Raw genomic sequence first — 15,407 nt, forward strand, 5'->3', positions numbered from 1 at the left:
CTGCAACATGATTGGCCGCCCCCAGCGTGGCGCGCGGGGCGCGCGCGGGTCATGACCTGCCGTTCCGCCCGGGGGGAAGGGGGGCATGCCCGATCGGGCAGGGGCCCGGCGCGTGGGGCAGGGTGGCCCCCCGGGCCCGGGTCACCGCACCGCCTTGGGCCGCGGCCGCAGCGCGTACAGCCGGGCGGCCTCCGCCCGCATCTCGGCTTCCATCCTCCGTTCGAGGGCGGCCAGTGCCGCCTGCTTGGCGTCCAGGTCCGTGATGTGCGCGAGACCCGGATGGGCCTTCAGCATCGGCCCCATGTCCGCCCAAGGGTGGTTGCTGCGGGCGATGTTCACGCTCTTGCGCAAGGCGACGAGATTGGGCTTGTACGCGACCAGGTCCTTCTTGTCCCGCTCGTCAAGGTCCAGGAACGTCAACTGCTCGGCGCGTCCGCCGCCGGGTGGCTCGTAGGCGAAGGTCAGCCGGACGATCCGGCTTCTCGGGAAGACGTGCTCCGGCTCGTTCGGGTCGGTGGTGAGCACGGTGCCCAGGAAGTCCGTGCCGAGCACCTTGTGGGGCTTGAGGACCTCGTCCCCGGACTTCTTCATGGCAGCGGACTTGTGGAGGCGGTTCGCGAGCTCGTTGTACGAGGCAACGCTCTCCTTCTTCTGCCGGTCCAGCGCGTCGCCCAGCCGTGTGGCCGTGATGTTCAGGGACCGGCCGTGGGCCACGAGCGTGGCCACGGCCTCGGCACGTTCGAGGATGAGCCCGTTGTACGCGCGCTCCGCCGCCGTTCGTTCGGGGCCCGCGGGCAGGCTTCGCTTGCGCTCGCCCGCCGCCTGGATCTGCGCGTTCAGCCGGTCGACCTCGCCCTGGACCTCGGACTTCTCAGCCGTCGCGACGGCAAGCTGTTGCTCGAACCGGGCCACTTCAGCGGCCAGTTCCGCGTTCCTGGCCTGCGCGGCGACGTCCGCATCCGTTATGACGTGCGCCTTCGGATTGATCTCGCCCTCGACCGCCCACTTCTTGCCGGACGGCACGGCTTCGAGGCGGACCAGCCCGTAACGGGCCTTGATGGCGGCGAGCACCGGGGCGAGCATCGCCTTGCCCACCGGACGTCCCGCCAGTTTGTTCGCCGCCGCCCTGGCCGCCGCCATGCCCTTGTCGAGTCGCTGCTGCTTGCCCTCCGGGGTGTCGTCGCCGCCCTGGGCCTTGGCCTTCAGCTTCGACAGAAGCTTCTTGCCCGCGGCGACGATCTTCGCGATGACCCAGTCGACCACCTTCATCACCGGGGCCTGGACCTTGGCCAGGATCGACTTGATCTTCTCGGAGATGCCGCCGAGGCCCAGCAGGCTGGCGAGGAAGTCCAGCACCACCGGGACGGCCTTGGCGAGGCTGTTCTCGATCAGGGCCGGGACGCCTCCGCCGCCGCCGGCGGCGATGCCCTCGACCGAGTCGAGAACCGAGTCCACGAAGCTCTTGATCTGGGCGGCGCGGTTGACGAAGAACATCACCACGTCGTAGATCGCCTTGCACGCGCGGACGAAGGCCGACGCGGGGTTGAGCAGGCTCACGATCCACGTGATGCCGGCCGTGACGATCTTCTCGGTGATGAAGTCCTGGATCGCGCCGAGCACGGTGTCCTTGATGTCGGACAGCTTCTCGACGATCCACCGCCACAGGCCGCCGACGCCCTCGGTGACGAGGATCCGGACCATGTCGAAGGTCGACTCCAGGGCCTTCATGGCCGGTTCGCCGATCGCCGTCACCACCCGGGTGCGGATGTTGTTCCAGGTGAGGCCGAGGATCGACAGCACCAGCTTGACGATGCCCTTGGCATCGAACGTCTCCGGGATCTCGATGCCGCCCGCCGAGAGCTGCCCGAAGAGCCACTGCTTCAGGCCGTTCTTCAGGTGGTCGCCGATCCGCTCGGCGAAGCCCGTCACGCCCGCCTTGACCGCGTTCACGAGGTTGCCGAGGAACTCGACCGGCCGGGCAATAATCTTGTCGATCGCGCCGGCGGCCCGGGCCAGCACCCCCAGCAGCATGTCCTTGAGCTGGAGTACGGTCCTGGCGGTCTCGGCGATCGCGTCCTCGGCCTTGCTGAGCAGCCCCTTGTTCTCGGCCTGGAGGGACGTGATCTCCTCGTCCAGCTCCTTGCGCGCCGCGCTGTAGCGCTGGGCGAGGTCCTGGACCATGCCCTGGGACTTCTCCGTGACGGAGGAGTCGAGCCGGTCGAAGTCGCCGCCGATGGACTGCGCGGCCTGATCGGCGAACTGCCGCAGCTGCGGCGGCTGCCGGGCGACGATCGCGGCGACGTCCTCCCGTCCCTTGGCGATCCGCAGGGTCGCCTCGCCGAGCCGCCGGCCGATGAGGTCGGCGATGTCGGAGACGACCTTCTGCATGTCGCGCTCGTAGAGCCGCTTCGACTCCACGAAGATCTGGTCGGCCTCGGGAGGCAGGTCCGTCACCAGGTCCGCGACCCAGCGGGCGGCTCCGTCGAGACCGGAGTACCGCGCGTCCTTGTAGCGCTCCATGCGCGCCCGGTGGTCGGCGGTGAAGGCGTCCTTGGCGCGCTTCTGACCGGTGTCGAACGCGGTCTCGACCTCGCCGTCGAGGGCCCCGAGGATCCGCTCGGTGTCCGTCTTCGTCGTGTCGAAGACGGCCTTGATCTCCGTGGTCACCGCGGCCCGCGCCTGCTCCTCCCGGCTCTTGGCCGCGTTCTGGCCGCCCGCCGCCCGCGAGGTGGCACCGGCGTGGGCACCCGCCATCTGCTGCGCGCCCGCCGCCCCGACGGCACCGGCCTGTGCCTGTTCGGCGGCGACCCGCGCCTGTTCCGCGGCCCGGTACTGCGCGGGCGCGGTGGCGGCGTGCGCATCCGCTTCGCGCTTGGCGTCCAGGGCCGCGGTGAACTGCGGTTCATTGGAGTGCGCGAGCTGATCGGGCGTCAGTTGCGCCTCGTTCATCTGCGCGTCGGTCCGCTGCGGTCCGGTCGAGAGATCGGTCTGCTCCGCGGGCGCGGGCGCCACGGCCGCCGCCTTGGCGTCGGGGGGCGCCGACGCGGGCGGGGCGGGCTGCGGCGGCAGCGGGGTGACGGGCTTCTCCACCGCCTTCGACGGGTCGGGCGCGGCGGCGGTCTTCTCGGTGATGTCCTTGGCCGAGTTCTGCCTGCCCGCGGTGACCTGGCCCGCCACCTGCTCCTTCACGGCATCGGCCTTGCCGGACGTGGCGAACTTGTCGGCGTCGTCGAGGGTCTTGGGGGCCTGGGCGGCGATCGTCTGGTTCACAGCGGCGACGAACGCGGCCTTGTCGAAGGGCGCGGGCTTCGCGGTCCCCATCTCGGCGACGTGGGCGGCCTTGGCCTGTGCCTCCTTGTCGTCGGGGGGCGCCGACGCGGCGTCCTGCGCGGCCTTGGCGGCGGACTTCCCCGTGGGATGGCGTGTCAGCGCCGCCTTCGTCCGGCCGACCTCGTCGGCCACGCCCCGGAACCGCGGGTCCTGCGTGGGCGCGAGCCCGGGCGGTGCGACGGGCAGCGCGGAGACACCGCCCGGGTCCAACCGCTGCACGGCCGCGGTCGCCGTGCGCTGCGCCACCAGCCGTGCGACCGCGGCGTTGCCGGCCCGCCCCTGCAGACGCTGGAGGGCCCTCGCGTCGGCGCCGCGCGCGGGCGCGCCGGGGGCGGCGGCCGGATCGCCCGGGCGCCGCGCAGGGGCAGGGGCGCGTCCGGCGGGTTCCTCCCCCGGTGATCTCTCGGGCACGGCCTTCACCTGGTCACCCCCCGTCGTTCGCGCCGCGGCGTCACTGGTCCGCACCCTTTGGACCGGAGCTCTCCTCGGTGGCCTCGATGACGTGCGCCACCAGGGGTTTGTCGCTCACCGGCAGGGCGACCGCGCCCGCGAAGGCGCTGCTCCAGTCGGCGGGCAGGGGCCCGGGGTCCCGTCCGCGCAGGCGCAGCGCGTTCGGGAGCAGGCCGCCGCTGAAGCCGAGGAACGTCCTGGCGCTGAGCGCCGTGAGAATGCGCGGGTCGTCGGTGCGCCGCGGCACGTGCGCCGCCTGCCTGCGCACGACGTGGAAGAGGTCGGGCGGGGCGGCGCTGTCCCAGTCCTTCCAGGTCGTCCCGCCCCAGTGCACGCAGTGGGCGACGAAGACGACGAGGTCGACCGGCCAGTTCCGCACCACCTGGTCGGGCACGGCGGCGGCGCCGCCCGCGGAGCGCATCGCCTGCCACTCCGCTTCCATCCACTGCCGCCGCGAGGCGGGATCGCCCGCGGTGTCGAGGAACGTGCCGATGAGACCCACGTCCTTGGACAGGACGTCGAGTGCCGCGGCGCCGGACGCGACGCTGCGGGTGTCCGGATCGACGACGTACCACTGGTTGTTCTCGTAGATCAGCCCGGCGTTCCGGAGCACCGGGAGCACGTCGGAGCCGGACCGGGCCAGGTTGTCCATGACGCGGCGGAGCAGGCCCGTCGCCGCGAAGCCGGGACCGAAACTGAACTTGGCGGAGTCCCAGGTGTTCACCGACGCCTGGGTCCCCTCACCGACGCCCAGTTCCCTCCACAGCGCCTCGTTGACCGCCTTGCGGCGCGGGTCGGGGGCATCCAGCCCGGCGGGCCGGTCCCCCTTGTGCGAGGGCCCGACGTAGACGAATCCGCCCGGCACGCGGTCGGCCGGCCGCGCCTTGACGGCGCGCAGCAGGTACTGCCCGGCCAAGGCCCTGTTGCGGCGGATGGCGTCGTAGAGGGCGGCGTAGTAGCGGGGATCGCTCAGCACGGGATCGGGCGTACGGTCCGGATCGGGCAGCAGCACCGCCGGCCGGGCCTGCGGGCCGATGATCCGCGGCCAGTCGGGCACGTCGTGCATGGCCCTCAACTCGACGGCCTGATCGGCCGGTACGTCCGCGGTGGGCTGCGGGGACCGGCCCTCGACCACGTCGAGCGCCGCCATGAGCCGCGCATTCGCCGTGAAGGGGGCGGCACTTGTGACAGCGGCGTACGCACCGGCGTCGAGCTTGAGCATGCGGAGCGTGTCGACCATGCCGCGGACCCACAGCATGCCCAGCGAGAGGGCGATCCGCTCCACGTCCCCGGAGAGCAGCAGGTCCCGCAGGGCGTTGGCCATGCTCACCGGGTCACCGGTCCACTCCACGTGCCGCACCGGCGCCTGCGACACCACGCCGGAGGTGCTGTTCGTGTCCCGCTGCACGGCGAGGCCGCCGTCCGGGCCCGCGGTGGCAGCCGTGCGCCGCGTCACCAGGCCCGAGACCGCCGCGTTGCCGGCCCGGCCCTGCAACCGCTGGAGGGACCGCGGGTCGACGGCGCGCACGACCGTGCCGGAGGGAGTCTCCGGCGCGGCCCGGCGCCGTACGGGTGCGGCGGCGCGGGCGGTGGAGTCCTCCGCCGGGGGCCGCTCGGACCTGGCCTTCAAGGGTCTCCCCTTCGCTGGGGTCGGCGGGAACCGGGCGACGGCGGGCGGAACGTCATTCCGCCGGCGTCTCCTCCTCCGCGGTCTCCTCGGTCCGCTGCACGAACAGACCCTGCAGCGACTCCTCTTCCCGCTCCTCGGCCTCCCGCTGCACCGCGGGTGCCGCCGGCGCGGGCTGAGCCATCACACGGTCGGCGTTGGCCGCCGCCTCCCGCTCGAAGCGGTCGGACGGATCGCTGACGCGGATGCCGCCGGCCGTCTCCGTGCCGTCCACCGGCCCGGAGCGCTGCTGGACCACATGGGTCAGCTCGTGCGCGAGCGTGGTGCGGCCCTGGTGCGACGCGGGGTCGTAGGCGTCGCGCTGGAAGACGACGTGGGAACCGACCGTGTAGGCGTGGGCGTTGACCGCCCGCGCCGAGTCGTGCGCCGCGGCGTCCGTGTGGACGCGGACGTCGCCGAAGTCGTGGCCGAGCCGCGCCTCCATGTCGCCGCGCACCTCGGGGTCGAGGGGCCGGCCGCCGGAGCCGATGACGTCGTGCACGGGAGAGGGTTCGTCGGCCTGCCGGTCGTCGAGGGCGGCGCCCACCGCGCTGTTGCCCAGCGACCGCTGCAGCCGCAGGAGTCCGGACGCGCCGAGTACGTCGGCCCGCCCGCCGGCCGCCGCCTTCAGCAGCAGCGGGTCCGGGGCCGCGGCGGACGCGGCGTCGGTCTTGAGGCGTGACCCGGTGGCGAGTTCGCCGTCGTGCTCGTGCTCGTGCATCTGTCCCCCAGCCCGATGGCGCGCTGCGCGTTCCGCGGCGGGCGGCGCCCGCGACCCACGGTCCCACCGGCGGCGGCCCGGCCCCAAGGGCGCGGGGTGCGTACCGCGGGCACCGCTGCCTGCCCCTTCGGGCAGGCCGTCACCGCGTCAGTTCCAGGTACGGCCCGAACTCGCTGGGCAGGCAGAGCCGTCCGAGCTTGCGGTACTCGCGTGCGACCGCCGCCACCAGTTCGGCCATGCCCACCGGCCGCCCCGCCTCGACGGCGAGATACGCGGCCGTGACCGCCGCGGAGCGGATGTCGCCGCCCGCGAGCTCGAACGACCGGCCGCAGAAGGCGAGGTCGAGGTCGTCGCCGCGCGGCACGGCGCGGCCCAGGCAGCGGTCCCACAGGGCCTCGCGCTGTGCGGCCTCGGGCAGCGGGAAGTCGACCACGAGGTCGAGGCGCCGGGTGAACGCCTCGTCCAGGTTGGCCCGCAGGTTGGTGGCGAGGACCGCCAGCCCGTCGAAGCTCTCCATCCGCTGGAGCAGGTAGGCGCTCTCGACGTTGGCATAGCGGTCGTGCGCGTCCTTGACCTCCGAACGCTTGCCGAACACCGCGTCGGCCTCGTCGAAGAGCAGCACCGCGTTCACGCCCGCCGCCTCCGTGAAGATCCGCTCCAGGTTCTTCTCGGTCTCGCCCACGTACTTGTCGACGACCGTGGCGAGGTCGACGGTGTAGAGGTCCAGGCCCAGCGCCCCGGCGATGACCTCGGCCGACATCGTCTTGCCGGTGCCGGAGTCGCCGGCGAACAGCGCCATGACGCCGCGGCCCCGGCCGCCGCCGGGCCGCATGTTCCAGTCGCCGAGGACGCGGTCGCGGTGCCGGGCGCGGGCGGCCAGTTCCCGCAGCTGGCCGAGCACGGGGGGCGGCAGGACCAGGTCGTCCCAGCCGACGCCGGGTTCGATGCGGCGGGCCAGCCGCTCCAGGCCCGAGGTGTTCTGCGCGCGGGCGCCGTACAGCAGGTGGGCGTCGGTGAGGGGGCCGCCGGACAGCAGCGCCTGCTGATGGGCGGTGCGGGCGGCGCGTTCGACCTGTTCCGGGGTGAGGTGGAAGGCCGCGGCGGCGTCGTGGCGTACCGCGGCCGGCACTTCGGCGCCGTCCGGCTGCCGGGGGGCGGTACGGGCCAGTGCCACCCGCCACAGCGCGGACCGCTCGTCGGCCCCGATGCGCTCCACGTCGGCGAGCAGCGGTGCCCGGTCCGCCCACGCGGGGTCCCAGGAGGCCTTGCCCGCGAGCACGACGGGGACGGGGAGAGCGGCCAGCGTCCGCAGCAGTTCCGGCCGTTCGGCGAGCGCTTCCACGGGAGAGGCGACCAGCCCCGCGCCACCGAGCCCGGCCTCCCGGCCCGCGGTGGCGACCGCCTCCGCGGGGTCGGCACGCCGGGCCAGCCGTCCCAGGTCCAGTCCGAGGGCCCGCCGCCCGGCGGCCGCCAGCGCGTCGGCGGCGACCGAACGCGCGGAGCCGCCCGCGGGCTCGCGCAGGTACACCGGTCCGACGCCGCGGCGCAGCGCGACGGCGACCCGGTCCGCGAGCCCGGTCGGCAGGATGCCGGAGGTCAGCGGGACGAGAAGGTCGAGCAGGGCCGGGTCAGGGCTGTCGTCGCCCAGGAGGTGCGCGGTCACCCGGTCCGGCACGCGCAACGCCCGGCTCAGCAGGGGACGTTCGGGCTCCTCCACCACCAGCAGGCCGCGGGCGGCCAGCGGCGCGCCGGCCGACAGCCGCGCCCGGGCCCCGGCGGACGCGGCGGGCGTCCCGCACAGCGCGAGGGCGAGGCCCGCGGTGGGGCGGCGGCGGGTGACGTCGTCGTTGAGATAGCCGTACAACTGCTCGTAGCGGCGGTCGAGATCGGGCGCGAGGGCGACCAGCAGCAGTTCGGTGTCGAGCGGGAGCAGCCCGAAGTCCTGTTCCAGGCCGTCCAGGCGCAGCGGGGCACCCTCTGCCCGCGCCTGCGCGGCCCGGGCCGCGAGTTCCGCCGCGCGCACCGCGTCCACCGGGTCGGGCCCGGGCACGGCCGCGGGTTCGTCGAGCAGGCGGCGGACCGCGTCGTCGGACAGGTAGATCCCCCGGAACGGGTCGTCGGGTTCCGGGTCGCCCGCCCGCCGTGCGTCGACGGCCCTGCGGACGCGTTCCTCGACCAGCGCGAGCCGGCCCATGAGGTGGGCGAGGCCGGGGTCGGCGGTGGTGCCGTCGGTCGCGGTGTTCATCGGTTCCTCCGGCGCGGTGCCGGTCCGGGCCGGTCGCCCGGCGCGGTCCGCTCCACCCGCGGTGCTTCCGCCAAGTCGACGTGCAGCCCCTCCTCGACGGGCGGCCCCGCCGTGTAGACCGGCGCGACCGTCACCGGCGCGCTGACCACCAGGTCCAGCGACGGTTTCAGCTCGCCGCCGAGGGCGGTCCACACGTCGGCGAACGCCCGGTCCTCCGGCGGCGGGAGGGCGACCGTCACCGGCACCGGCAGCCCGATGGCGGACAGTTCGGGTCCGAGATCGGTCGCCTTCAGTGCCTCGTGCCGCAGGAAGCACCGCAACAGGGAGGACAGCAGCCGGTGTTCGTCCTCCGGTCGCTGCGTCCAGGCGCTGATCAGGTAGGAGAGCTTGAAGTAGCGCGGCGGGAGCGTCCGGGCGACGACCGTGCCCTGCTCGTCGTACACGTTCCGCCGGCCCCGCGCGCGCTGCCGCATGTCCTCGCGGATGTCGTAGAGGTAGAGGTTGACGGTCGGGGCGTTGCGGCGGGCGGCCCAGTCGCGGGTGGGCGCGTCGAAGACCACGTCCACGCCGGGCCCGCCGACCTCGGCCCGTACGAGGTCGCGCAGGGCGTCGTCCACTTCGTGGATCATCGGAGCGTCACCGCCGGGTCACCTGCGCCATGTGAAGTCGGACGGCTGGAGCACACCGGGCACCACGAGGTACGGGGTGCGCACCGGCCCGAAGCGCGGTACGGACGCGCTGTCGGAGGTCAGCAACTCCCGCGGCCCGAGGGCGTCCTGGACGAGCACGAGCATCGACGCGGTGAAGGTGCCGTCCGCTCCGGCCCGCACCGGCGCGGCGGCGACCGTCACCCCGTTGCTCCACCGCAGCCGCAGCACCGCGCCGGGCGGGAAGTGCGTGCCGCGCGCGAGGGCGACCGCCCCCGGCGGCCCGACGGTGGGGATGAGCCGCACCTGCGGGGCGAGGACGGTGAGCGGTGCGGTGGCCGTGTCGTTGCCGCGGTCGCTGTCGCTGCCGGTGGTGGTGAGGTTGGCCGTGACCTGCCCGGCGAGCGCGTCCGGAGCGGTCAGCGGCAGCGACACCGTCGCCGACGCCCCCGGGGCGAGGTCGGTCACGGGGCATCCCGCCGCGGTGGCGCAGGTGCCGGTGGCCGCCGTGGCGCCCGGCGGCAGGACGACGACCAGCGTCAGGCCGGTGGCCTTCGCCCTGCCCGGGTTGCTGACGGTGACCTTCGCGGTGGCGCCGGGTCCGCCGGTCCACACCGTGCCGGGGGTGACGGCGAGGGCGACCGCGGGGTCGGCGGGTCCGGGGCCCGCGGGCGGCGTCACCGGGGGCGTCGTGACGGGCGGTGTGGTGACGGGCGGCGTGCTGACCGGGCGGTCCTCGACCGTGATCGGGGCCGTCGCGGTGTTGTTGGACCGGTCGGCGTCCTCGGAGGCCGAGGTGACGGTGCCGACGACGTTGCCGCTGAGCGGGTGCGCCGCGCTGACCTGGCGGGTGACGGTGACGGTCCCGCCGGGTTCGAGGTCGCCCAGCGCACAGCCCGCGGCCGGGCAGGCCGGGGTCGCGCTGCCCACCGTGAGCCCGGTGGGCAGCGTGGGTTGCAGCAGCACGGCCCGGGCGGTGCCCTCGCCGCGGTTCGTCACCGTGTAGACGACGGTCGCCGGGGCGCCGGTCGGCACCTTGGGCGGAGTGACGGTGACGGTGACCGCGGGGTCGCCCGGCAGGGGCGGCGGGTCGTTGACGACGACGGTCACGGCGGCCGTGTTGTCCGCCGGCTGATGGTCGATCAGATCGCTCACGGCGCGCCCGGACACGGTGTACGCGCCCGGCGCGGCGGCCCGCACGGGGATCCGGATGTCCGCCGTGCCTGCGACCGGGAGCAGGCCGAGGTCGCAGTGGAGGGCGGAGCAGGTGCCCTGGGACGGGACCGGGTCCCCCACGGCCACCAGTCCCGGGGGCAGCGTGACGTCCGCCCGGGTGCCGGGGGCGTGGGCGATGCCGCCGTTGACGACGTGCAGCGTCACGACCGCGGTGGTGCCGGTCAGCACGGCCTCGGCGGGCCCGGTCATGGTCACCGACAGGTCGGCACTGGCCTGCCAGGTGGGCCGGCTCTCCTCGCGGTAGAGCCTGCTGGGCAGGATGTCGCCCTGGCCGGTGGCCGGGTCGACGACGGCGATGCGGCGGTTCCGCACCCCGTCCCAGCCGGTCGTCTCGACGTCGATGGCGAGCCGGGAGCCGGTCGGCGACCATGCCGCGCCGTCGGGGCGGACGAAGGGCGCGTCCTCGGCCGCCGGGGCGATCGCCGTGGGGCACGTCGCCGTGGACGGCACCACGCCGCGGCAGGCGCCGCCGTCACCGCGCATCAACTGGACCGCGCTGTGCGGGTCGCCCTCGGAGTCGTCGGGACCGCTCCGGGTGAACGCGATGCCGCTGCCGCCGGGGTCGTAGGCGGGCCGCTGGTCGAGCACGTCGCACGGGCCGTCGCCGCACAGGGCGGCCGTCAGGTCCTTCTGCGGGGCGCCCGCCGCCTCCGCCGGCGCGGTCCAGATGTGCCGGGGCAGGGTGTCGGGGGCGATCCGCGCCGCGGCGGCGACCGCGACCCTGGGGCCGGGGTCCACCGGCGGCGGATCGGGGCTCGGCTCCGGGTCGGGGCTCGCGTCGGGGCTGGGGTCGGGGCTGGGGTCCGGGCTCGGGCTGGACGGGATCTGCGTGCACTGGTGGTACCGGGAGAACGCCAGCGTCGTCCCGTCCGGCGACCAGCTCGGATCGCGGTCGTCCGTGCTGCACGTGGTTCCCTCGGGGGTCTGCGGTGCGCCGACCGTGTACAGCAGCCGTGCGTCGGCGGGACCCGCGGACACGTCGACGACGGAGACGACGGCGTCCCGGTCGGTCTCGCCGACGCCCCGCCAGTGGGTGACGGCCAGCTTCGTGCCGTCGGGCGACCAGGCGACCCGGCCGAACTCCTCGAAGGGGTCCAGACCGTCGTAGTGGAGCGGCACCGCGTCGGCGAGCGCGTCCGAGGGGCCGATCATCACCCGTTTCACATCACTGCGGACGGCGACGAAGACCGAGTCGAGGAAGGCCAGCCGCCTGCCGTCCGGGGAGTACACCGGGTCGGAGAGGTCGTTCTCGCGATCGCGCGCCGCCCGCAGCTCCAGCCGGTCGACGGGTGTGCGCGAGCGGACGCTCTCGATGTCGACCTGCTCCGGGTCCGACCGGCCGACGAGCACCGAGAGCGGGCCGTCCGCCGCCCGGTACCAGGTCAGGGACTCGGCGGTGCCGAACGCCCCGCCGTCGTCGTCGCCGACGAGCCGCACGCAGTCCGGGGCGGAGCACGGCACGGCGGGGTCGACGAGGTACGCGTCCCCGGAGAGGAAGGCCAGGCGCTTGCCGTCGGGCGACCAGGCGACCCCGCGCCGGTCCTGGGAGTAGGTGCTGCCCCGGGCGACGACGACCGGAGTGCCGCCGCCGGCCGCGGGCACCAGGGTCAGCTCCTGCGTGCGGCCGCCGGACACTCCGACGAACGCGATGCGGTCCTGGCCGCCTGCCGGTTCCCAGGCGGGCCGGTACGCCGCGGTCTCCGCCGGGCTGACCCGGACGGGACTGCCGCCGGCGACGGGTACGCGGTACACCGCGTCGTCGTGGCCGTACGCGAGCCGGGTGCCGTCGGGCGACCAGTCGGGTGCGCCGCCGTCGGCGACCTTCCGCAGCCCCGATCCGTCGGCGCGCACGACCCACACCTCGGACGCCGGGTCGATGTCGCCCGTGCCGCGGTCCGCGTTGTCGCAGCGGTCCGCCGACTCGATGCCGTCGTCGTCCTCGCCCACCGGGAACGAACCGAAGGCGATCCACTGCCCGTCGGGCGACAGTTTTGGATCCGTCAGCCGCCAACCGGGCCGCAGCAGCACAGGCGTCACGGGGCCTTCGCCCTTGCGCCGGTAGATGCCCTCGCCGTCGCCCACGCGGTCGCTGACGAACACGACGTCGTCGCCGCGCGCGGCGGCCTGGCAGTCGTCGGCGGCCGATCCCTGCCCGAGCAGCGGGGCGACCGGGCCGTAGGTGACGGCCGCGCGGCCGATCCCGCCGCACGGCCCGTCGCCGTCGCAGCCGTCCCCGGTGACCGTGGGCAGCCCGACGACCTGGAGGCTGCGGTGCTCGCCCTCGCCGCGGTAGGCGATCCGGCCCGGATCGGCGGACGCGGGCGGCGGATCGGCCGAGGCGACGTGCGAGCCGCCGGAGACCGCGGAGACGGCGACCAGCAGCGAGGCGATGAGGGCGCCGGTGGCCACGAGCGCGAGAACCCAACCGGGCCCGCGGCGGCGCACGGCGCGGCGGGCGCGCGGCACCGCCCTGCCGCGGTCGCCCCGCACGGTGGCAGCAGCACCGGACACAGCCCGCCGGGCCCCTGGGATGAACACACCTCGTCGCACCACGTCGCCCGGTCGTTTCCCCCTCGCCCACCGGTGTGCGGTGCGCCGGCGCCCGGACAGACCTCCTCAGTCACACCCTCGCGCCAGGACGCCTCCGCCATCAGCCGGAGACGGGCAGCGCTTCGGGTACCGGCCGGTGCCCCAAGGGGCACCGGCACCCTCCCGCCCCGCCCGGCGGTCCGTCAGATGAAGCCCATCCGCATCGCGTAGGCCACCGCGTGGGAGCGATTGCGCAGCTGGAGGCGGGTGGTGACGTCGTGCAGGATGTTCTTCACCGTCCGTTCGGAGAAGGCCAGGGTGCGGGCGATCTCCGCGGTGTCCTTGCCCTCCGAGACCAGCCGCAGCACGTCGATCTCGCGCTGCGCGAGTCCGGTGAACGCCAGCCCGCGCGGGTCGAGAACCTGCCGCTGGAGCCGGCCCACCTGGTCGAGGAGGCGGCCCAGCAGATCGGCCGGCACGCTGCCCTCGCCCCGCGCGACCGCGGTGATCGCGTCCGCGAGCCGCTGGGCGGAGGCGTCCGCGCGGCGCACCACGCCGACCACGCCGCACTCGACCGCGGCCACCAGGCCGGTGTCGTCCAGCTCGGTCGCGACGAGGACGGTGCGCCCCTCGCCGCCGCGCTGCAGGCGCCGCAGCGCCTGGAGTTCGGGTTCCCCGACCCGGTCGGCCGCGAACACCGCGACAACCTTGTCGGTGCCGTCGTCCTCGCTCTCCGCGAGCAGACGCAGTTCGTGGCGGGTCCGCAGCTGGCCGGCCAGCCCCGCCTGCGTGATCGGATCCTGCGCGGTCAGCCGGACCGGAATCCGCTCGGTGCCGCTGCCCCCCTGGTACTGCATGGCTCCCCCTTGATGCCCTTCGAGCTGTGCTCTCCCCTGCGGACGCACGGGACCCGAGCGGTGGTCCCGGCCTCGCGTCCGGTCCCGCCGGCTCGCCGGGAGCAGCCCAATGCCCCCGGCCCGCACTTCCATTCGAGGGCCAGTGAACACGGGGGCAGTCAGCAGGCACTCCACAGGGACTCAACGGGCAGCGGAGCCTGCCCTCGGAGGTGTCCGTACGGGGCGGTGCACAGAAGGGGAGGTCTCTAGGTTCGTGCCATGACCACATCTGCTCATCTGGACGCGGCCCCCGTCCCGGTGCTCCCGGGCGAGGAGGCCAGGATCACGCTGGAGCTGCGCAACACCGGCTCCATCGTCGAGGCGTACGGCTTCGAGGTCCTGGGGCCCGCCGCCGGATGGACGGAGGTCGAGCCGGTCACGATCTCCCTCTACCCCGACACCGCCGGCCAGGTCACGCTGGTCGCGCGGCCGCCGCGCGACTCCTCGGTGCCCCCGGGCGACCTGACGTTCGGCGTGCGCGTGCTGCCGCAGGAGCGGCCGGAGACGGCCACCGTCCCCGAGGGCGTCCTGCGCATCCTGCCGTACGAGCAGGTGACCGCCGAGATGACGCCGACGATGGCCCAGGGCCGCGGCCGGGCCCGCTACCGGATAGCCGTCGACAACCGGGGCAACCACCCGGTGGCCGTCTCCTTCGCCGGCACCGACCGCTCGCAGGCGCTGCGGTTCGGCCTCCCGTCCGCGCCCGTCGTGGTCGAGCCGGGCCGTGCGGCCTTCGTGCAGATGCCCGTACGGCCCAAGCGCACCCTGTGGCGTGGCGTCGCCGTACCGCACTCCTTCCAGGTGACGGCGGTCCCGAAGGCGCCCGGCGACGACGCGTCGGCGACGGCCGCCGGGCCCGTCGTCCTCGACGGCACCTACGTCCAGCAACCGGTGCTCAGCAGCGGGCTGGTGCGGGCCGCCGCGGCGGTGGTCGTGCTGGCGGGCGTCCTCCTCGGCGTCTGGTACGGGCTGCTGCGCCCCGCCGTGCGGAGCGCCGCGAAGGAGGCGGTGAAGGTCCCGGTGGAGGCGGCGGCCTCGCAGGCGGCGGACGCGAACAAGAAGGCCGACGACGCGAAGGCCGCGGCACGGGGCGCCGAGCGGGCGGTCGAGTCGACGGGCGGGTCCTCACGTCCTGTCAGGCCCGGCGAAGGGGTCGTGCCGCCCGCGGACGCCACGCTCTTCTCCACCCGCCTGACCGCCGCCGGCTCGGCGGGCGGCACCGGCGCGGACACCTACACCGTGCCGGCCGGCAAGACGCTGCGCCTCACCGACCTCGTCCTGGAGAACCCGCAGGGCGACTCGGGCGTCGTCACCATCACCGTCGGCGGCAAGACCCTGCTCGCCCCGGCCCTGGAGAACTTCCGCGAGCAGGACTTCCACTGGGCCTCGGCGATCCTGGTGCCGGAGAAGCAGAAGGTCACCGTGACGGTCGCCTGCCGCAAACCCGGCACGCCGCCCGACACCACCCCGGCCCCGACGGCGTGCGACGCCGCGGCGCTGATCAGCGGGACGCTGGAGTAGGCGGCGGTCGCACGCGCCACCGGGGCGCCGCGGGGACCTGACCCCCGCGGCGCCCCGGCCGTGTCACGGCCGCATGGGCCGCCCGGCCCCGTCGGGTTGCCCCTTCGGCCCATGCCCGGGACGGAGCCGTCGCCCACAGTGGAGGGATGCACCGCCCCCGGGCGGG

Annotated in this window: 8 protein-coding genes; 1 reads left to right on the forward strand and 7 read right to left on the reverse strand. The window is 74.8% G+C overall.

Annotation, left to right across the window (positions count from 1 at the left end):
- Positions 1 to 141: 141 nt before the first annotated feature.
- The 7 genes from ACIP64_RS23465 to ACIP64_RS23495 form a co-directional block, all read right to left on the reverse strand.
- A complete protein-coding gene (locus tag ACIP64_RS23465; protein ID WP_401589983.1) occupies positions 142 to 3,741 on the reverse strand; it encodes a hypothetical protein in 3,600 nt (1,199 codons plus the stop codon).
- Between the two features lie 40 nt (positions 3,742 to 3,781).
- Positions 3,782 to 5,410, reverse strand: a complete 1,629-nt coding sequence (locus ACIP64_RS23470; RefSeq protein WP_401589986.1) for a hypothetical protein — start codon at positions 5,408 to 5,410, stop codon at positions 3,782 to 3,784.
- Positions 5,411 to 5,462: 52 nt separating this feature from the next.
- The gene (locus ACIP64_RS23475; RefSeq protein ID WP_401589989.1) at positions 5,463 to 6,167 is read right to left on the reverse strand and encodes a DUF4157 domain-containing protein; all 705 of its coding nucleotides are present in this window, start codon (positions 6,165 to 6,167) and stop codon (positions 5,463 to 5,465) included.
- Positions 6,168 to 6,306: 139 nt separating this feature from the next.
- Entirely contained in the window at positions 6,307 to 8,412 is a 2,106-nt protein-coding gene (locus ACIP64_RS23480) for an AAA family ATPase (protein ID WP_401589992.1), read from the reverse strand.
- Entirely contained in the window at positions 8,409 to 9,041 is a 633-nt protein-coding gene (locus tag ACIP64_RS23485) for a DUF4255 domain-containing protein (RefSeq protein ID WP_401589994.1), read from the reverse strand. Before ACIP64_RS23485 ends, ACIP64_RS23480 begins: the two co-directional genes overlap by 4 nt.
- 18 nt (positions 9,042 to 9,059) lie before the next feature.
- Positions 9,060 to 12,806: a hypothetical protein gene (locus ACIP64_RS23490; protein WP_401589997.1), complete on the reverse strand. Its 3,747-nt coding sequence runs from the start codon at positions 12,804 to 12,806 to the stop codon at positions 9,060 to 9,062.
- Positions 12,807 to 13,027: 221 nt separating this feature from the next.
- The gene (locus tag ACIP64_RS23495; RefSeq protein WP_360916490.1) at positions 13,028 to 13,681 is read right to left on the reverse strand and encodes a response regulator transcription factor; all 654 of its coding nucleotides are present in this window, start codon (positions 13,679 to 13,681) and stop codon (positions 13,028 to 13,030) included.
- Between the two features lie 258 nt (positions 13,682 to 13,939).
- Here ACIP64_RS23495 and ACIP64_RS23500 point away from each other — a divergent pair, with 258 nt between their 5' ends.
- On the forward strand, positions 13,940 to 15,241 hold the full coding sequence (locus tag ACIP64_RS23500; protein WP_401590000.1) for a hypothetical protein: 1,302 nt from the start codon (positions 13,940 to 13,942) through the stop codon (positions 15,239 to 15,241).
- Positions 15,242 to 15,407: the final 166 nt, after the last annotated feature.

This window comes from Streptomyces sp. NPDC088733, assembly GCF_044751185.1.
Taxonomy (GTDB): domain Bacteria; phylum Actinomycetota; class Actinomycetes; order Streptomycetales; family Streptomycetaceae; genus Actinacidiphila.

Coding starts and splice junctions, on each gene's coding strand:
- ACIP64_RS23475 (WP_401589989.1), bottom strand. CDS start 6,167: ATGCACGAGCACGAGCACGACGGCGAACTCGCCACCGGGTCACGCCTC.
- ACIP64_RS23480 (WP_401589992.1), bottom strand. CDS start 8,412: ATGAACACCGCGACCGACGGCACCACCGCCGACCCCGGCCTCGCCCAC.
- ACIP64_RS23485 (WP_401589994.1), bottom strand. CDS start 9,041: ATGATCCACGAAGTGGACGACGCCCTGCGCGACCTCGTACGGGCCGAG.
- ACIP64_RS23495 (WP_360916490.1), bottom strand. CDS start 13,681: ATGCAGTACCAGGGGGGCAGCGGCACCGAGCGGATTCCGGTCCGGCTG.
- ACIP64_RS23500 (WP_401590000.1), top strand. CDS start 13,940: ATGACCACATCTGCTCATCTGGACGCGGCCCCCGTCCCGGTGCTCCCG.